Annotated in this window: 18 protein-coding genes; 1 reads left to right on the top strand and 17 read right to left on the bottom strand. The window is 61.4% G+C overall.

Features of this window, described 5'->3' with window-relative positions:
* Positions 1-61: 61 nt before the first annotated feature.
* From nuoI to BBF93_RS08075, 17 genes are all read right to left on the bottom strand, one after another.
* On the bottom strand, positions 62-547 hold the full coding sequence (gene nuoI, locus BBF93_RS08155; protein ID WP_035600017.1) for an NADH-quinone oxidoreductase subunit NuoI: 486 nt from the start codon (positions 545-547) through the stop codon (positions 62-64).
* Positions 544-1,638: an NADH-quinone oxidoreductase subunit NuoH gene (gene nuoH, locus BBF93_RS08150; RefSeq protein WP_035600020.1), complete on the bottom strand. Its 1,095-nt coding sequence runs from the start codon at positions 1,636-1,638 to the stop codon at positions 544-546. The genes nuoI and nuoH overlap by 4 nt, the downstream gene beginning before the upstream one ends.
* A gap of 9 nt (positions 1,639-1,647) precedes the next feature.
* Positions 1,648-3,747, bottom strand: coding sequence for an NADH-quinone oxidoreductase subunit NuoG (nuoG, locus tag BBF93_RS08145; protein WP_114105584.1), 2,100 nt, complete (start codon positions 3,745-3,747; stop codon positions 1,648-1,650).
* Positions 3,748-3,753: 6 nt separating this feature from the next.
* On the bottom strand, positions 3,754-4,152 hold the full coding sequence (locus BBF93_RS08140) for a hypothetical protein (protein ID WP_114105583.1): 399 nt from the start codon (positions 4,150-4,152) through the stop codon (positions 3,754-3,756).
* 14 nt (positions 4,153-4,166) lie between these two features.
* Positions 4,167-5,474, bottom strand: a complete 1,308-nt coding sequence (nuoF, locus tag BBF93_RS08135; protein ID WP_035600023.1) for an NADH-quinone oxidoreductase subunit NuoF — start codon at positions 5,472-5,474, stop codon at positions 4,167-4,169.
* A gap of 3 nt (positions 5,475-5,477) precedes the next feature.
* Positions 5,478-6,296 carry an NADH-quinone oxidoreductase subunit NuoE gene (nuoE, locus tag BBF93_RS08130; protein WP_084324330.1) on the bottom strand — a complete coding sequence of 273 codons (819 nt, stop codon included), beginning with the start codon at positions 6,294-6,296 and terminating at the stop codon, positions 5,478-5,480.
* Entirely contained in the window at positions 6,297-6,749 is a 453-nt protein-coding gene (locus tag BBF93_RS08125) for a VOC family protein (protein WP_035600025.1), read from the bottom strand.
* Positions 6,749-7,096, bottom strand: coding sequence for an SgcJ/EcaC family oxidoreductase (locus BBF93_RS08120; protein WP_051612628.1), 348 nt, complete (start codon positions 7,094-7,096; stop codon positions 6,749-6,751). Before BBF93_RS08120 ends, BBF93_RS08125 begins: the two co-directional genes overlap by 1 nt.
* Positions 7,093-8,298: an NADH-quinone oxidoreductase subunit D gene (locus BBF93_RS08115; protein ID WP_051612629.1), complete on the bottom strand. Its 1,206-nt coding sequence runs from the start codon at positions 8,296-8,298 to the stop codon at positions 7,093-7,095. The genes BBF93_RS08120 and BBF93_RS08115 overlap by 4 nt, the downstream gene beginning before the upstream one ends.
* 4 nt (positions 8,299-8,302) lie before the next feature.
* Complete coding sequence (locus BBF93_RS08110) at positions 8,303-8,911, bottom strand: NADH-quinone oxidoreductase subunit C (RefSeq protein ID WP_114107033.1); 609 nt, start codon at positions 8,909-8,911, stop codon at positions 8,303-8,305.
* A gap of 11 nt (positions 8,912-8,922) precedes the next feature.
* Positions 8,923-9,525: an NADH-quinone oxidoreductase subunit B family protein gene (locus BBF93_RS08105; protein WP_114105582.1), complete on the bottom strand. Its 603-nt coding sequence runs from the start codon at positions 9,523-9,525 to the stop codon at positions 8,923-8,925.
* Positions 9,495-9,869 carry an NADH-quinone oxidoreductase subunit A gene (locus BBF93_RS08100; RefSeq protein WP_114105581.1) on the bottom strand — a complete coding sequence of 125 codons (375 nt, stop codon included), beginning with the start codon at positions 9,867-9,869 and terminating at the stop codon, positions 9,495-9,497. The genes BBF93_RS08105 and BBF93_RS08100 overlap by 31 nt, the downstream gene beginning before the upstream one ends.
* Positions 9,870-10,054: 185 nt before the next feature.
* Positions 10,055-11,020: a glucokinase gene (locus tag BBF93_RS08095; RefSeq protein ID WP_035600030.1), complete on the bottom strand. Its 966-nt coding sequence runs from the start codon at positions 11,018-11,020 to the stop codon at positions 10,055-10,057.
* Positions 11,021-11,023: 3 nt separating this feature from the next.
* Positions 11,024-12,856, bottom strand: a complete 1,833-nt coding sequence (edd, locus tag BBF93_RS08090) for a phosphogluconate dehydratase (protein ID WP_114105580.1) — start codon at positions 12,854-12,856, stop codon at positions 11,024-11,026.
* A 3-nt stretch (positions 12,857-12,859) separates the two neighbouring features.
* Positions 12,860-13,570: a 6-phosphogluconolactonase gene (gene pgl / locus BBF93_RS08085; protein ID WP_114105579.1), complete on the bottom strand. Its 711-nt coding sequence runs from the start codon at positions 13,568-13,570 to the stop codon at positions 12,860-12,862.
* A 4-nt stretch (positions 13,571-13,574) separates the two neighbouring features.
* Positions 13,575-15,044, bottom strand: coding sequence for a glucose-6-phosphate dehydrogenase (zwf, locus tag BBF93_RS08080; protein WP_035600037.1), 1,470 nt, complete (start codon positions 15,042-15,044; stop codon positions 13,575-13,577).
* Positions 15,045-15,135: 91 nt separating this feature from the next.
* Complete coding sequence (locus BBF93_RS08075) at positions 15,136-16,749, bottom strand: alpha-glucosidase (RefSeq protein ID WP_114105578.1); 1,614 nt, start codon at positions 16,747-16,749, stop codon at positions 15,136-15,138.
* Between the two features lie 182 nt (positions 16,750-16,931).
* Here BBF93_RS08075 and BBF93_RS08070 point away from each other — a divergent pair.
* The coding region (locus tag BBF93_RS08070; RefSeq protein WP_162786479.1) for a helix-turn-helix domain-containing protein at positions 16,932-17,185 on the top strand (254 nt) is incomplete at its 3' end.

Raw genomic sequence — 17,185 nt, 5'->3', positions numbered from 1 at the left:
GCCCCTTCCTGCTAAATGCCAGAACCTGACCGGCCCGGCCCTGCTTCAACCCAGCGCCGCCCTACCGGTACGGCGCATCCAATTCGAGATTCTTGGCGATCAGCCGTTCCCAGCGGTCGCCATTCGCCAATAGCCGTTCCTTGTCGTAGAACAGCTCTTCGCGTGTTTCAGTCGCAAATTCAAAGTTCGGCCCTTCGACGATGGCGTCCACCGGGCAGGCTTCCTGACAGAAGCCGCAATAGATGCACTTCACCATATCGATATCGTAGCGCGTCGTGCGGCGAGCGCCGTCTTCGCGGGGTTCGGCTTCAATGGTGATCGCCTGCGCCGGGCAGATTGCCTCGCAGAGTTTGCATGCGATGCAGCGCTCTTCCCCGCTGGGATAGCGGCGGAGGGCATGTTCCCCCCGGAAACGCGGCGAAAGCGGGTTCTTCTCGAAAGGATAGTTCACGGTCGCCTTGCGGCGGAACATTTCCCGGACTGCAATCCAGGACGCACCCAGAAAATCCGTCAGCAGAGCGCCGCGAAGAGTTTGCGCAAGGCTCATGAGAGACCTCCCACGAATGTCACATAGCCGGCCACGAGGATCACCGCTGCCAGCGAAGTCGGCAGGAAGATTTTCCAGCCCAGACGCATCAGCTGGTCATAGCGGTACCGGGGCACGATGGCCTTCACCAGAGCGAACAGGAAGAAGCAGAACAGCACCTTCCCCATGAACCAGGCAAGGCCGGCGAGGCTGAGGAGAAGCGGCGGCAGGTTTGCCGTAAGCTCAGGCCCGAGGGCGATCGGGCCATGCCAGCCGCCAAGGAACAGGATCGTCATCATCGCGCACATCAGCACGATGTTGAGATATTCCCCCAGCATGAAGAGGAGGTACGGCGTCGAGCCATATTCGACCTGATAGCCCGCAACCAGTTCCGATTCAGCTTCCGGAAGGTCGAACGGCGGACGGTTGGTCTCTGCCAGCGCCGAAATGAAGAAGATCACGAACATCGGCAGCATGACGAGGATCAGCGGGAAATACTGGAAGCTGAACACATGCCAGTTCTGAATACCGCCATCCTGGTTGTTGACGATGGTGGTGAGGTTCATCGAGCCGACCAGCAGGATCACCGTGACGATCACGAAACCGATGGAAACCTCATAGGACACCATCTGCGCTGCCGAACGGAGCGCGCCGAGGAACGGGTATTTGGAGTTCGATGCCCAGCCGCCCATGATGATGCCGTAGACACCCAGCGACGAGATCGCAAAGAGATAGAGGATACCAACGTTCAGGTTGGCGATAACCCAGCTGGTGCCCGTTTCGGTGCCGGGCGCCACGGGAATGGCCGCCCAGGTTACGAAGGCCAGCGTACAGGTTAGGATCGGCGCCATAAGGAACACGGCCTTGTTGGCGCCGGCCGGGATCACGATTTCCTTCAGCAGGAACTTGCCAAAGTCCGCGAAGGACTGGAGCAAACCGAAGGGGCCGACCACGTTCGGGCCCTTGCGCATCATCACACCTGCCCAGACCTTGCGGTCCAGGAGCAGAAGGAAGGCAATCGACAGAAGCAGCACCAGTGTGAACAGGCCAATCTGACCCAACACCAGCAGCGGCCCCCAGAGGCTGCCAAGAGACTCGATCGCGTTGCTCATGGCGCCGCCCTACTCTGCCGCTACCGGAGTGTCTAGGCGGCTTGCCAGCGCAGAACACTCGGCCATTGTCTTGGATGCCCGTGCAATCGGGTTGGTGAGGTAGAAATCCACAATTGCAGATCTGAAGGGCGCGCTGCTGAGGCTGCCAGAGGCTTCCGCCACCGGCTGCGAAAGCGCCCCCACGCCGCGTGCGCCAGGGGCGTAGCCGCGGCCGGAGAACGCAGTGTTTTCGCCTTCCTTGCCGCGCAGGAGCGCGCGGAGCTGGTCTGCTGTGTCATAAGGAAGCGGCTTTCCGCAAACCGCTGAAAGGGCGCGGAAAATTGCCCAGCCTTCCCGCGCCTCGCCTTTCGGCTGGACGGCGCGCGTGGTCATCTGGACCCGGCCTTCGGTGTTTACGTAAGTGGCGGTCATTTCGGTATAGGCAGCGCTGGGCAGGACGATGTCTGCCCGGCTTGCCCCGGCATCGCCATGGGAACCGACATAAATAACCTTGGAATTTCCAAGCTTTGACAGGTCCACCTCGTCAGCGCCGAGGAGGACGACCGTGGAAAGGCCGCCGCCCAGGATTTCGGCGGTTGCGAGGCCGCCTTCGGCCGGCACGAAGCCGACATCCAATGCACCCACACGGCCAGCCGCGGTATGAAGCACGCCAAAACCGGCCCATTCTTCGGACACTGCACCGACAGTCTGGGACAGTTTATGGACAATTTCGGACAGTTTAAGACCATCCTCGCGACAAAGCGCGCCCTCCCCGACCACAATCATCGGACGCTTGGCATCCTTCAGGACCTGGAAGAAATCACTTGAGGCAAGCTGGTCGAGATCGGCCGCGCTGGTCCCAAGATGCTCATAAGGATACGTCAGATCGACAGCCTCGCCGATGAGGCCGATCTTGAGATTGCCCCAGAGCCAGGATTTGCGAATGCGGGCGTTCCAGACAGCAGCTTCAACGCGCGGGTTGGCGCCGATCAGCAGCAGGGCGTCGGCCTCTTCGATACCCATCAGGGTGGGATTGAAAAGGTAGTGCTCGCGCACGCCCGAAGTGCCGTACTGGGCACCTGCCGGGCGGCAATCCGTATTCTTCACGCCGAGGCTGCGAAAGAGGTCCAGCGCGGCCTTGGCCTGCTCGACCTCGATCAGGTCTCCGGCGACCACGCCGATCTTGTCGGCGCCGACCGAGAGAGCCGCTTTCACGGCTTCAAAGGCCTCACCCCATGTCGCGGCGCGCAGCTTGCCGTTCTCGCGGATATAGGGGCGATCAAGGCGCTGACGGCCGAGACCATCCCAGACGAAGCGCGACTTGTCCGACAGCCACTCCTCGTTCACCTCTTCGTTGAGCTCGGGCATGATGCGCATCACGGCATCGCCCTTGGCATCAACGCGGATGGCGGCGCCCATCGCGTCCATCACATCTACGGAAGAGGTTTTGCGCAGCTCCCAGGGGCGCGCATTGAAGGCGTAAGGTTTCGACGTCAGCGCGCCGACAGGGCACAGATCGATGACGTTGCCCGAGAGCTCAGATGTCAGCGATTTTTCCAGATAGGTCGTGATCTCGGCATTCTCGCCGCGGCTGATCATGCCCATCTCTTCGACGCCGGCGACTTCTGCCACGAAGCGGACGCAGCGCGTGCACTGGATACACCGGGTCATGATCGTCTTGACCAGCGGGCCCATGTATTTGTCTTCGACAGCGCGCTTGTTCTCATCATAGCGCGAGGTTGAGCGGCCGTAGGCCACCGCCTGGTCCTGAAGGTCGCATTCGCCGCCCTGGTCACAGATCGGACAATCGAGCGGGTGATTGATGAGCAGGAACTCCATCACCCCGTTGCGGGCCTTTTCGACATAGGCACCGCCGGTGCGCACGATGGGCGCAGAGCCATCCCGGTTCGGGCGCATGTCGCCAACGATCTGGGCGCAGGAGGCGATCGGCTTGGGCGCCCCTTCCCACTCGACGAGGCACATGCGGCAGTTACCGGCGACCGACAGGCGCTCATGATAGCAGAAGCGCGGGATTTCGGCGCCCGCTTCCTCACACGCTTGCATCAGCGTGTAGTGCTTGGGCACTTCGATTTCCTGGCCGTCGATGTTCAGCTTGAAAGTGTCGGACATGGGACTTCAGAACTCTTCGGAAGGATTGATGCGGGGCTTGCCAGGATTGTCGATGGCGTTGAGGCCAATGGCGAAGCGGGAGAAGATGAACTGGGCGGCAAGCGCGCCCAGGACCAGCAGATTGAAAGGCAGCGCATATTCAATCATGCCGTAGAAAAACAGGCCGGCGCTGACGATGGCGAGCACCATGACACCCCAGAGCGCCTTGACGTAGAAGATAGCCATCAGCGCAAGGACGGCGGAAAGCAACGAAGCACCGGCAACAGCCATCACGTAAAGCCGCTGGCTTTCAACCACGCCGCCATTGCGGGGCATCACATAGCCCAGCGCAATCGCCACAACCCCGTGAAGGGTGGCCAGCGACAGGCACCAGGATACGATCAGGATGGCGCGGGTCAGGCTCACTTGCCAATTCTTCCTTACTCTGCAGCCGTGACGACAGCGCCCTGCACCATGGCGCGGGGCAAACGATACTGGGTGATGCGTTCTTCGATTTCGTGACGGAAATGCCGGATCAGGCCCTGGATCGGCCAGGCAGCGGCATCACCAAGGGCGCAGATCGTGTGCCCTTCGACCTGTTTGGTAACGTCCAGCAGCGTGTCGATCTCGTCATGCTCGGCTTCGCCGCGCACCATGCGCTCCAGCACGCGCCACATCCAGCCCGTGCCTTCACGGCACGGCGTGCACTGGCCGCAGCTTTCATGCTTGTAGAAATAAGCGAGACGGGCGATCGCCTTGATCAGATCGGTCTGCTTGTCCATGACGATCACAGCCGCCGTGCCGAGGCCGGACTTCAGATCACGGAGCGTGTCGAAATCCATATAGGCGTCCATGATCTGTTCTGCCGGCACCATCGGCACTGAGGATCCGCCGGGGATCACGGCCTTGAGATTGTCCCAGCCGCCACGAATGCCGCCGCAATGGGTTTCGATCAGCTCACGGAAGGTGATCGACATCTCTTCTTCGACATTGCACGGCTTGTTCACATGGCCGGAGATGCAGAACAGCTTGGTGCCCGCATTGTTGGGGCGGCCGAAACCGGCAAACCACTGCGCACCGCGGCGCAAGATTGTTGGTGCGACAGCGATGGATTCAACATTATTCACCGTGGTTGGGCAGCCATAGAGACCTGCATTCGCCGGGAATGGCGGCTTCAGGCGTGGTTGGCCCTTCTTGCCTTCAAGGCTTTCGAGCAGCGCGGTTTCCTCGCCGCAGATGTAAGCGCCAGCGCCGTGGTGAACATAGAGGTCAAAATCCCAGCCGTTCACATTGTCCTTGCCGATCAGCTTCGCCTCATAGGCTTCCTTGACGGCTTTCTCGAGCGCATGACGCTCGTTGATGTATTCGCCGCGAATATAGACATAGCATTTGTGGGCGCGCATCGCGCGGCTGGCCACCATGCAGCCTTCGATCAGCAGATGCGGATCGTGGCGGAGGATTTCACGGTCCTTGCACGTACCGGGTTCGGACTCGTCGGCGTTCACGACAAGATAATGCGGACGGTCGCGCACTTCTTTCGGCATGAAGGTCCATTTCAGACCGGTCGGGAAGCCGGCGCCGCCGCGGCCACGCAGGCCTGACGCCTTGATCTGGTCGCAGATCCAGTCCGGCCCCATGGCGAGCATTTCGCGCGTCAGGTGCCAGGCGCCGCGCTGCTTGGCGGCTTCCAGGCCCGGCGAATGCAGGCCGTAGAGGTTTGTGAAGATGCGGTCCTTGTCCTGCAACATGGCCTAGTCCTTCTTGTCCTTCGGGGCGGACATGCCGTCCTTTGTTGCATCCGGCTTGCTGGTCGTGTCGATCAGGGTTGCCTTGCCTGCGGTCGGCTCTTCGCGCTTCACATTTGTCGGCGCGCCGGCATCTGGGCGGCCGGTAGCTTCGGCGGTAGCCTCCCCTGCCGGCTCCGGCAGGTTTGGCAGCGACTTGACCGAATTGCGGCTGCCATCGAACAGCGCTTCGTCCGTCAACGTCTTGGCGCCGCCCTCAGGCGCACTGTTGATGCGGTCAATCTGCGGACCTGGTGACACCTCAACGCCATTCTTCAGCCGGCCGATGATCTGCGCGAAGGAATCCGGCGTCAGGTCTTCATAGTAATCGTCATTGATCTGCACCATGGGCGCGTTCACGCAGGCGCCGAGACATTCGACCTCTTCCCAGGAGAGGCGCTTGTCATCGGTGACATACATCTGACCGCCAATCTCGCGCTTGCAGACCTCTTTCAGGTCATCTGCGCCGCGGAGCTGGCAGGGCGTGGTGCCGCAAAGCTGGATATGGAACTTTCCAACCGGCTGAAGACGGAACATCGTGTAGAAGGTGGCGACCTCGTAGACGCGGATGTAGGGCATCTCCAGACGGTCAGCGACTTCGCGCATGGCAGGCTCGGAGAGCCAGCCATTGTTGTCCTTCTGGGCGAGCCAGAGCAGCGGGATAACCGCCGAACGCTGCTTGTCCGCCGGATACTTGCCCCGCCAGAACGCAATCTTGTCTTCTGTCTCAGGCTTGAAGGAGAAGCTGTCGCCCCCCGCCTCAAGGTCAAACCGGCGCAATGCCATCTACTGCTCCTTCGCAAGCGGAACGGCAACGCGGCCCGCTTCGTCAATTGGCCAGAATGGATTGTAGGCGACTTCCCAGGCATTCCCTTCAGGGTCTGCAAAGTAGCCGGAGTATCCACCCCAGTATGTCTTGTGCGGCGGCTTGGAAATGCGGGCGCCCGCACGCTCCAGCCGGCCGAAAATCTCGTCTACCTCTTCGGCAGAACGCGCGTTGAACGCCAGCGCGAAGCCCTTGAAGGCGCCCTTGCGATCATCGGAAACGCCCGCGTCAGCGGCGAGCTTGTTTTCGTCCCAGAGGCCGATCACGAGGCCACCGGCATTGAAGAACGCCACCTCGCCTTTGACGCCGCGATCCTCAAACCCCAGAACATCCGTGTAAAAACGGATCATGCCGGCGAGGTCGCGAACCCCTACGGTGATGACCGATACACGCTGTTCCGGCAGAACGCCCATCAGACCGCCCCTGCCCTCGCAAAGTCGACACGCGCGATCTTGCCGTCGCGGATGGTGTAGATGGCGGCCACCTCGAAGGTTTCGCCGCCGGGCGAACGCTCCACCGCTTCATGGTCGATGACGGTGGTGCCGAGATCGATCCGGTTGACCAGTTTTGCGCGGTTCTGCGGGAACTGGGCGAAGAGGTCTTCGTGGCGCTTGCGGATGGCGTCCAGACCCTTCTGGTTTACCCCACCATTCAGTGTCGCGAGTTCGGCGTCGTCTGCATAGCAGGCGAGGAAAGCGTCGATGTCCTGGCTGTTATAGGCTTCCAGCTGGCGCTGGATGAGGTCGAAGGAGGCACTCACCGGTCGATCTCCCCGAACACGATGTCGAGCGTTCCGAGAACGGCAGACACGTCTGCCAGCTGGTGGCCCTTGCAAAGATGGTCCATCGCCTGGAGGTGCGGGTAACCCGGGGCACGGATCTTGGCGCGATACGGGCGGTTTGTGCCATCTGCCACGAGGTACACGCCGAACTCACCCTTGGGTGCTTCGACGGCGGCGTAGCATTCGCCTTCCGGAACGTGGAAGCCTTCCGTGTACAGCTTGAAGTGATGGATCAGGGCTTCCATCGAATTCTTCATCTCGCCGCGGCGCGGCGGGGAGAGCTTAGAACCGGCCAGAAGGACCGGTCCGGGACCATCTTTCGCCATCAGGTCGATACACTGGAGGATGATCTTCACGGACTCGCGCATCTCTTCCATGCGGCAGACATAGCGATCGTAATTGTCGCCATGGCGGCCGACAGGAACTTTGAAGTCGAGTTCGCTGTAGCACTCATAGGGCTGCGAACGGCGAAGGTCCCAGGCAAAACCTGAGCCGCGCACCATGACGCCGCTGAAGCCCCAGTCGAGGATCGTGCGCTGGTCGACCACGCCGATATCGACGTTACGCTGTTTGAAGATACGGTTTTCGGTGACGAGGCCCTCGATCTGGTCGAGCTTCTCGGGGAACTGCTCGCACCAGGTGGCGATATCGTCGATGAGACGCTGGGGCAGATCCTGATGGACGCCGCCGGGACGGAAATAGGCCGCGTGCATACGGCTGCCCGATGCGCGCTCATAGAACACGCAGAGCTTCTCACGCTCCTCGAAACACCAGGTGATCGGCGTCAGCGCGCCCACGTCCATCACGCCAGTACCGACGTTGAGGAGGTGCGACATGATCCGGCCGATTTCGGAGTACATGACGCGGATGAGGCTGGCGCGGCGAGGCACTTCCACCCCGAGCAGCTTCTCGATGGCGAGGCACCAGGCGTGCTCCTGGTTCATCGGCGCGCAGTAATCGAGCCGGTCGAAATACGGCATACCCTGCAGGTAGGTCTTGTATTCGAGCAGCTTTTCCGTGCCACGGTGGAGCAGGCCGATATGGCTGTCCACGCGGGTGACGATTTCGCCGTCGAGATCGAGGATCATGCGGAGCACGCCGTGGGCGGCAGGATGCTGCGGGCCAAAGTTCAGCGTGAACTTACGGTCGTCCATGTCTGCGATGTGTGCGGTGTCGGCCATCTGATCAGCCTTCCTTCGCTTTCTCGTCGCCGGGGATGACGCTGGTCATGCCTTCCCAGGGCGAGAGGAAATCGAAATTGCGGTATTCCTGAGCGAGCTTCACGGGTTCGTAGATCACGCGCTTTTCGAGATCGTCATAGCGAACCTCGTAATGCCCGGTGAGCGGGAAGTCCTTGCGGAGCGGCCAGCCTTCGAAACCGTAGTCGGTGAGGATGCGGCGCAGGTCCGGATGATCGGCAAACTGGATGCCATACATGTCGAACGCCTCGCGCTCGAACCAGTTCGCAACCGGCCAGAGCGAGACGACGCTCGGCACAGCCGTTTCTTCATCGGTGCGGATGCGCACGCGGATCCGGTGGTTCATCCGCATCGACAGCAGGTGGTAGACCACTTCGAAACGCTCCGAGCGCTCCGGGTAATCAACGCCGCAAACATCGATGAGAGTTTCGAAGTTGCATTGCTGATCGTCGCGCAGGAAACGCAGCAGCGGGACGATATGGTCCCGTTCGGCCAACAGCGTCAGTTCGCCCACGCGGATCTGCCAGCTGCGCACGGCATCGGGCATCCGGCTTTCGATATGGGCTGCAAGTTCGGAAAGCGCCTGAGTATCCATTGTCGTCACCATCAGCGCTCAAGCGAGCCTTCGCGCCGGATCTTCTTCTGCAGCTGCAGGAAGCCGTAGACGAGAGCCTCAGCGGTGGGCGGGCAGCCCGGAATGTAGATATCCACAGGAACGATGCGGTCGCAGCCGCGAACGACGCTGTAGCTGTAATGGTAATAGCCGCCGCCATTGGCGCAGCTGCCCATCGAGATCACGTAGCGCGGCTCCGGCATCTGGTCGTAGACCTTGCGGAGCGCCGGCGCCATCTTGTTGGTGAGCGTACCGGCGACGATCATCACGTCTGACTGGCGCGGCGACCCGCGCGGCGCCATGCCGAACCGCTCCAGATCGTAGCGCGGGTTGCCGGCGTGCATCATTTCCACGGCGCAACAGGCCAGACCGAACGTCATCCACATCAGTGAGCCGGTACGCGCCCAGCTGATCAGATCATCCGCTGCGGCCGTGAAGTAGCCCTTGTCCGCAAGCTGATCCGAGAGGCCGGAATAGAACGGGTCATCATTGCCAGGCTTGAAGCCGCCTTCGACCCCTGCCCGCGCGCCGCCCAGCGCATATGGCTTGTAGGAATTGTCAGACATCATTCCCACTCCAGAGCGCCGCGGCGCCATTCATAGACAAAGCCGACCGTCAGCACGCCCAGGAACACCACCATCGACCAGAAACCGACCACACCGATCTCTCCCAGGCTGATCGCCCAAGGGAAGAGGAAGGCCACCTCAAGGTCGAAGATGATGAACAAAATGGCGACAAGGTAGAATCGCACATCGAACTTCATGCGGGCATCATCGAAGGCCGGGAAACCGCACTCATAGGCGGAGTTCTTTTCCGGGTCGGGCTTCGAAGGAGCCAGAAGCACGTTCCCGATCACGAAAAGGCACGAAATCACCGCACCGATCACCAGAAAAATGATGACCGGCAGATAGTCGAGGGCAAGCCGTTCAACTTCCGTCATAGTGCAATTGCTCCCATTGCGTTGCCGCCCGATTAGGACGGTTTCCCGCCGGGCGCAACTGACGCGCATCTGTAATCGCAGCGCCTCGCAGTATATCCTGCGAAAACGCAATTTCACGGGTCACTTGCTGCGGCGGTCGGTCACGGAGGATGCAGGAAAGCCCTGAGTTTGCGAATAATTCTCAATCAGGTGCGCTTGTGCTGCTCATAATACGCCGCAGCGCCGATCAGCGGCGCCACCTGCTCCCGCATCAGCCACACGGGACAGTCCTCGAGGTAGTGGCTCATTGGTCCGCGCGTCACGAATCGCTGCCTTGCCGCAGCCGTTTTGAGGAAATCCGAGATGCGCTCGCTGACGCCGCCCGCAAGCACCACACCGCCGAGCGCGCCATTGGCCAAAACTAGGTCTCCTGCAGCGCCCAATACAGCCAGGGCCCGCACTTCGATGAGCGTCTGGAGAAGCTCGTCCCCCGAATCGGCGCGTTCGCGCATTTCTTCGGGGGTCAGTTCGACGCGAGGGCGGCCGAAAATCTCGCAAAAGGCCGCGTGAACCTCATCCAGCCCGCTGCCAGAGGCCACAAGTTCATTCGACACATACCCATGATCGCGCATCAGCAGGCGGGCGAGCGCATGTTCCATATCGGTGCGCGGGGCATAAGCCATATGCCCCCCTTCCCCCGACACAACGCGCCAGCGGCCTTTCGGCTCGGACAACAAGGTTGCCACGCCAAATCCTGTCCCCGGCCCGGTTACCAGCACAGGCGCGCCCGGCTTTGGCGTGCCGGGAAAAATGCAGTCGAACGAATCATACTCAAATTCGGGAACGGCGCGCGCCATCGCATGAAAGTCGTTGATCAGGCACACGTCCTGAAAGCCAAAACTTTCCTTCAAGCTGCCGGCGGAAACATGCCAGCCGCGATTGGTCAGCGTGACTTCCTGATTCTCGACGGGCCCGGCGAGCGCAAAACACGCCTCCGACACCTCGGCCCCGATCTGGTCGAGATATTGCTGCAACGCCTCATCAAACGAGCCGAACCCGTCCCCAGCGAGCTTCTCGAAATGCTCGATGTTCAGCTTGCCATCCCGGCGCGATGCCAAGGCAAAACGGGCGTTGGTGCCCCCGATATCGCCGACAAGGATCGGTTGCTGCATCGCTCAAGCCCCTGAGCCGAGAAAACGAAAGGGGCTGGCGCCACAATCGGCTGTGCTGGCGGCATGCCGGAACAGATCGAACATTTCTCGGCCAAGCCCTGCCGCGGGCCGGTTTGGGCGGAACTCGGCGGGCGCGCGGGCCGCAAACTCTGCAGGATCGACTTTCAGGTCGAGGCGCCCGGCCTCGCCATCCAGCCGGATGATGTCGCCATCCCGCACCCGCGCCAGCGGGCCACCGCGCGCAGCTTCCGGCGCGACATGGATCGCGGCGGGGATCTTGCCACTGGCGCCGGACATACGTCCGTCAGTTACCAGAGCGACCCGGTACCCCCGGTCCTGCAGCACGCCGAGAACGGGCGAAAGGCCGTGCAGTTCTGGCATGCCGTTGGCCGCGGGCCCCTGGAAACGCACAACTGCCACGAAATCCCGGTCGAGCTGGCGCGCCTCAAATGCCTCGCGGAGCGCTTCCTGCGTATCGAAGACGAGTGCGGGCGCTTCGACGATACGGTTCTCCGGCTTGATCGCAGACACCTTGCACACGCCGCGGCCGAGCGGGCCATCCACAAGTCGCAAACCGCCATCCGACGAGAAAGGGTCATTGGCTGGCCGGAGCACATCCCTGTCGCCGCTGACCTCCGGCGCAGGCCGCCAGGCAAGCGCGCCGTCCTGGAGGAACGGCTCGCGACTATATTCGGCCAGCGTTCCCATCACCGCAGACGCATCCCCATGCAACAGACCGGCATTGATCAGCTCCCGGACAAGGAAGCCCATGCCGCCAGCCGCGTGAAAATGGTTCACATCCGCGCCGCCATTGGGGTAAATTCGTGCCATCAGGGGGGTCACGTGGGAGAGGTCGGCAAAATCTTCCAGCGTCACCTCCAGCCCTGCCGCGGCAGCCATCGCCGGGATGTGAAGGGCATGATTTGTCGAGCCGCCCGTTGCCATCAGGCCGACGATCGCGTTGACCAGCGAGCGGGCGTCGACGAGCTCCCCGGCGGGCCGGTAGTCGCCGCCCTGCGCAGTAATGGCGGCCGCGCGCTGAGCGGCGGCACGCGTCAGCGCAGCACGAAGCGGCGTACCCGGATTGGTGAAAGCAGCGCCGGGCAAATGAAGGCCCATGACCTCCATGATCATCTGGTTCGAGTTTGCCGTGCCGTAGAAGGTGCATGTGCCCTGGGCGTGGTAGCTTTCCGCCTCTGCCTTAAGCAGAGCGTCTCGGCCTACCTTGCCTTCGGCGAACAATTGCCGGATACGGACTTTCTCCGGATTGGGCAGCCCTGAAGGCATTGGCCCGGCCGGAACGAAGATCGAGGGCAGCCAGCCAAAGCGCAGCGCGGCGATCACCAGCCCCGGCACAATCTTGTCGCACACGCCCAGATGCAGCGCCGCATCGAATGCGTCGTGAGACAGGCCGATCGCTGATGCCATTGCGATGATGTCACGCGAGAACAGCGAGAGTTCCATACCCTCCTGCCCCTGCGTGACGCCGTCACACATCGCCGGCACGCCGCCCGCCACCTGCGCCACCGCATTCACCTCCCGCGCTGCATCCCGGATGATCTGCGGATAGGTTTCAAACGGCGCGTGGGCAGACAGCATATCGTTGTAAGCCGTGATGATGCCGAGGACGGGCCAGCCAGCGCCAAGGATCTGTGCTTTCTCAATCACCGCGCAGCCTGCAGACGCATGGGCGATGTTCCCCTCGTGCAGGCGTGTGCGCGCATACGCCTTGGGGCGCCGGCTACGGATCATTTCAAGATAGGCGGCGCGGGAATCCTTCGACCGCGCCTCGATGCGGCGGGTGACTTCCTCGACAGTGGGATGCAGCGGCGTCATGGATCAGGGTGCCCAAATGATGGAGAGGCGGCGTCCCAACCCCTCGATGGCTCGGCGGACGGGATAAAGCTGCTCGTCACCGTTCAAGGCGTGCTCAAGCGCCGCTCTCTTGTCTTCGCCGAATACCAGGAGAATGCCCGCTTCGGCATTACAGACGGGGTCCGCCGTCAGCGTCATGCGGTGGCGAAACTCTCCGGCGACGGGCGTGTTGCTTGCGTCTATTGCAGCGATTACAGCGCCATCTTTCGGATACATTGCCTGCTCCAGCCCCATCGAGCCGGGAAACCAGCTCGCGGTGTGCCCATCCGGCCCCATCCCGAGCAGAATGCAGGAGAGTGGCGAAAGATGCGGCGCATAGGCGGCTGCGCGGCTGGCTACTGCGCTGGCTGGCTCTGCATCTGCCGTTTTCATCGGAAGGAAATGCGCAGCGGAGGCGGGCCCTTTCAGAAGTTTTTCCCGGACGGCCTTTTCGTTCGACTCCGGATGATCAGCCGCAACCCAACGCTCATCCACCAGCCCGACGGTGACCTTTTCCCATTCAAGATGCTCCTCGGCCAGCAGGCTGAACATCCGGCCCGGCGACGAGCCCCCGGAGACCATGAAGCTTGCCTGCCCATCTCTTGCGATGGTTCTCGATAATTGAAGCGCGGCGAGTTCAGCAGCGAGCGCTGAGGCAGCTTCCCGGTCATCCAGAACTATGAGGCGTGAATCCATCTGCTTAACTCTCCTTCCACCAGCTTCGATTGTCGCGGTCCATGAGCATGGCAGAAGCCATTGGCCCGTCGGTACCCGCTGGATAAGTCTCCGGCTCGTATCCGCTGGTTTCCCAGGCCTCTATAAGCCCATCCACCCAGCGCCAGGCCGCCTCCACTTCATCTCGCCGCATGAACAGCGAGAGATTTCCGCGCACCACATCCATCAGCAGGCGCTCATAGGCATCGGGATAACGCAGCATGAAACTCTCCGCATAGGAAAGGTTCAAAGGCAGGGATTTGACCCGCAAGCCGCCTGGCCCCGGCTCCTTGATCTGCACATAGAGGCGCACGGCCTCATCCGGCTGAAGGCGGATCACCAGCTTGTTTACGTTTCCGAACTGTTCACCAAACAGATTATGGGGCGCACGCTTGAACTGGATCACGATATCGGAATGGCGCGAAGACATACGCTTGCCGGTGCGAAGGTAGAAGGGCACGCCGGTCCAGCGCCAATTGCTTATCTCTGCCTTGATTGCAACGAAGGTTTCCGTCTTGCTGCCCTTGGGAGCGGACAGTTCCTCAACATACCCTTTCACGGGTTGGCCGGCATGAATCCCGGCCGCATATTGCCCGCGCACCGTCAGCCGCCGGGCATCGGCCTCTGTTACCGGGCGAAGCGCCTTGAGCACCTTTATCTTCTCAGTACGGATGTCATCATCGTCGAGATCGTTGGGTGGCTCCATCGCTGTCAGGCAGAGGAGCTGCAACATGTGGTTCTGAACCATATCCCGTAGCGCGCCAGAGCGGTCGTAGTAATCCGCACGCCCCTCAAGCCCAAGATCTTCTGCCACAGTGATCTGAACGTGATCGATATAGTTCTGCGACCAAAGCGGCTCGAACAGAATATTGGCGAAACGCAGCACCATAAGGTTCTGCACCGTTTCCTTGCCGAGATAATGGTCAATCCGGAACACCTGCCGCTCGGCAAACACCTCTGCCACGCCATCATTGATCGCCTGCGCGGAAGCAAGGTCAGTGCCGATCGGCTTTTCAAGCACAACCCGCGAGAGACCGCCCGACAGACCGACTGCGCCAAGCGCCCGGCAGATGTCGACATAGAGGTGCGGCGACGTCGCGAGATAGAAAATCCGTGGGCGTTCTTCCTCGGACGTCATTTTGCTTTTGAGCCCCTCCCAGTCGCCTTCCGGGTTGGTGGCATCAATCGTGACATAGTGCAGAATCTTTTCAAACTTGTCCCAGGCGTCCGCATCCCACGACTTCCCCGATGCCTTTTCGCAGGCCTCCTTGGCGACGGCCCGGTAAGCTGCATCATCCATGTCCGACCGCGCCGTGCCGACGATGGTGGAGTTTTCCGGAATCTGCCCATCGACCCAGCGGTGGTAAAGCGCGGGAAGAAGTTTGCGCCGGGACAGGTCGCCCGTGCCGCCGAAAATCACGATGTCGAAGGGTTCAACAGGAACAAATTTTGCCACCGGGGCGCTTCCTCTCTCAGGTCGGCTGCCACGGGGAGCCGAGGCAGTTTCAGGCCTTATATGACGCTTCCACGCAAAATGACAACGTTAGTCATGGCGCCTTGTTGTCCAATGCCCCAATCCATACTCCAAAAGCCGCCAAACGCTCCGGAACCCGCATCGTTCCATCCGACGCCAGGAGTGTTCGGGCCGTTGGGAGAGGTATGCCGACCTCTTGCGGCGCGTTAGTCAGATTGAAAAGGCACAGCACCCGCTCGCCTTCAAAGCTGCGCTCGATTGCCAGCAAGGCAGCGGGAGTTTCCGGAAAGCTCACTTCGCCCAGCCTGAATGCGGCCGATCCGTTGCGCACAGCAATCACAAGACGCGTGAACTCCAGCACCGAGAAGGGCTGACCATATTGCGCCGCCGCCGCCTGAAGCGCGTGGCCCGCGCCGACGGGTAACCACGGCTTCACCTCGGAGAAGCCAGCATAGCTGTTGTCGTTGATCCAGGGCATGGGCGTACGGGCGCCATCCCGCCCAAGGGTCAGCGGCCAGTTGGCAATGGCTTCCGGGTCCCGCAAATCTTCAAAGGCGATCTCGGCCTGCGTCAGCCCCAGCTCCTCCCCCTGATAGAGGATGGGGTTGCCGCGCAGGCAGAGCAGCAGCGCATTGGTCAGCTTGGCATAGGCCACAAGGTCACCGCGGGGCGGGCACCAGCGGCTGATACAGCGGGGCGCGTCGTGATTGGAGAAGGCCCAGGCGGCCCAGCCTTCGCTGAACGGGCCTGCCCAGTTCATCTGGGCGGTTTTCACCCGGCGGGCCGAAAGCGATTTGGCGTATAGAAAGTCAAAGCTGTAGGCCGAACTGAGCCGGCCTTCGGCCGTAAACGCGCGCATTTCGGGTATCGGATCGGGCCCCGGAATTTCGGCAACCGTATAGATATCGCCATAGCCATCGGCGAGTTTGCGCACCCGCTCCATGAATAGGGGAATATCCGGGTGCGACTGGTTATGAATATGATGTTGCAGGTCAAACGGCCGGGTGATCGTTCGCCCTTCGGCGGGCCAGGGCGGGTTGTCCCGGAATTCGGGATCAAACATCGCAAAATTGATCGCATCCAGCCGGAAGCCATCCACGCCCCGGTCCAGCCAGAATTTCGCGACGCCGAGCAGCGCGTCCTGAACCTCGGGGTTGTGGACATTCAGCTGGGGCTGGCTGGAGAGAAAGTTGTGCATGAAATACTGGCCGCGGCGTGCGTCCCACGTCCAGGCCGGGCCGCCGAACACCGACTGCCAGTTATTGGGGGGCGCGCCATCGGGCTTGGGATCGCGCCAGACGAACCAGTCTGCCTTGGGGTTTAATCGGGAAGTACGGCTCTCCGCAAACCAGGCATGCTCATCAGAGGTGTGAGCATAGACCTGATCGATGATGACTTTCAGGCCGAGAGAGTGTGCTTTTTCCAGAAGCGCATCGAAATCCGCCAGGGTGCCGAACACCGGGTCGACGTCGCAATAGTCCGACACATCATAGCCGAAATCCTTCATCGGCGAGCGGAAGAAGGGCGAGATCCAGATGGCCGACACGCCGAGCGCCGCGATATGATCGAGCCGGCGGGTGATCCCCGGCAGGTCGCCCACCCCATCCCCGTTGGAATCCTGATAGGAGCGCGGATATATCTGGTAGATGACCGCGCCGCGCCACCAGGGTTGCGTATCTTGGCTCATGCGGACCTCCAGAACTGCGCTCCATCAAGGTCTCGGCCGCTGCGCCGCCAATGACAAGAGGGCCGCGCCAAATGGCACAGGCGACCGCTTTCTGAATTGTCCGGAAATGAGCGACCTGAGACATAGGTGACAGATTGTACCGGACACATGGGTAACACTTTTCGCTTTGGCGGGAGGTTGGGATGCCATGGAAGGACGGACCAAAGATGGATGAACGCCTGCGATTTGTGGCTCGCCGCCTGGAAGGTGAGTCGATGAGCGATTTGTGCCGGGAGTTCGGGATATCCCGGAAGACGGGCCACAAGATCTTCAACCGGTACAAGGAGGAAGGGGTGATTTCGCTATGCGACCGCTCGCGCCGGCCGGTGCGGTATGCCAACCAGCTTCCGGGCCAGATCGAACAGGCGATTGTCCAGGCCAAGCAGGACAAGCCGAG

Source organism: Hyphomonas sp. CACIAM 19H1 (assembly GCF_003325995.1).
Taxonomy (GTDB): Bacteria; Pseudomonadota; Alphaproteobacteria; order Caulobacterales; family Hyphomonadaceae; genus Hyphomonas; species Hyphomonas polymorpha.
The sequence above is the reverse complement of the archived record's forward strand: the minus strand, read 5'-3'. Positions and strand labels throughout refer to the sequence as shown.

Excerpts from the sequence above, each read along its gene's own strand:
- nuoI (WP_035600017.1), bottom strand. The coding sequence starts at position 547 with ATGAGCCTTGCGCAAACTCTTCGCGGCGCTCTGCTGACGGATTTTCTG.
- nuoH (WP_035600020.1), bottom strand. The coding sequence starts at position 1,638 with ATGAGCAACGCGATCGAGTCTCTTGGCAGCCTCTGGGGGCCGCTGCTG.
- nuoG (WP_114105584.1), bottom strand. The coding sequence starts at position 3,747 with ATGTCCGACACTTTCAAGCTGAACATCGACGGCCAGGAAATCGAAGTG.
- nuoF (WP_035600023.1), bottom strand. The coding sequence starts at position 5,474 with ATGTTGCAGGACAAGGACCGCATCTTCACAAACCTCTACGGCCTGCAT.
- nuoE (WP_084324330.1), bottom strand. The coding sequence starts at position 6,296 with ATGGCATTGCGCCGGTTTGACCTTGAGGCGGGGGGCGACAGCTTCTCC.
- BBF93_RS08125 (WP_035600025.1), bottom strand. The coding sequence starts at position 6,749 with ATGGGCGTTCTGCCGGAACAGCGTGTATCGGTCATCACCGTAGGGGTT.
- BBF93_RS08115 (WP_051612629.1), bottom strand. The coding sequence starts at position 8,298 with ATGGCCGACACCGCACACATCGCAGACATGGACGACCGTAAGTTCACG.
- BBF93_RS08110 (WP_114107033.1), bottom strand. The coding sequence starts at position 8,911 with ATGGATACTCAGGCGCTTTCCGAACTTGCAGCCCATATCGAAAGCCGG.
- BBF93_RS08105 (WP_114105582.1), bottom strand. The coding sequence starts at position 9,525 with ATGGCGCCGCGGCGCTCTGGAGTGGGAATGATGTCTGACAATTCCTAC.
- BBF93_RS08100 (WP_114105581.1), bottom strand. The coding sequence starts at position 9,869 with ATGACGGAAGTTGAACGGCTTGCCCTCGACTATCTGCCGGTCATCATT.
- BBF93_RS08095 (WP_035600030.1), bottom strand. The coding sequence starts at position 11,020 with ATGCAGCAACCGATCCTTGTCGGCGATATCGGGGGCACCAACGCCCGT.
- edd (WP_114105580.1), bottom strand. The coding sequence starts at position 12,856 with ATGACGCCGCTGCATCCCACTGTCGAGGAAGTCACCCGCCGCATCGAG.
- pgl (WP_114105579.1), bottom strand. The coding sequence starts at position 13,570 with ATGGATTCACGCCTCATAGTTCTGGATGACCGGGAAGCTGCCTCAGCG.
- BBF93_RS08075 (WP_114105578.1), bottom strand. The coding sequence starts at position 16,749 with ATGAGCCAAGATACGCAACCCTGGTGGCGCGGCGCGGTCATCTACCAG.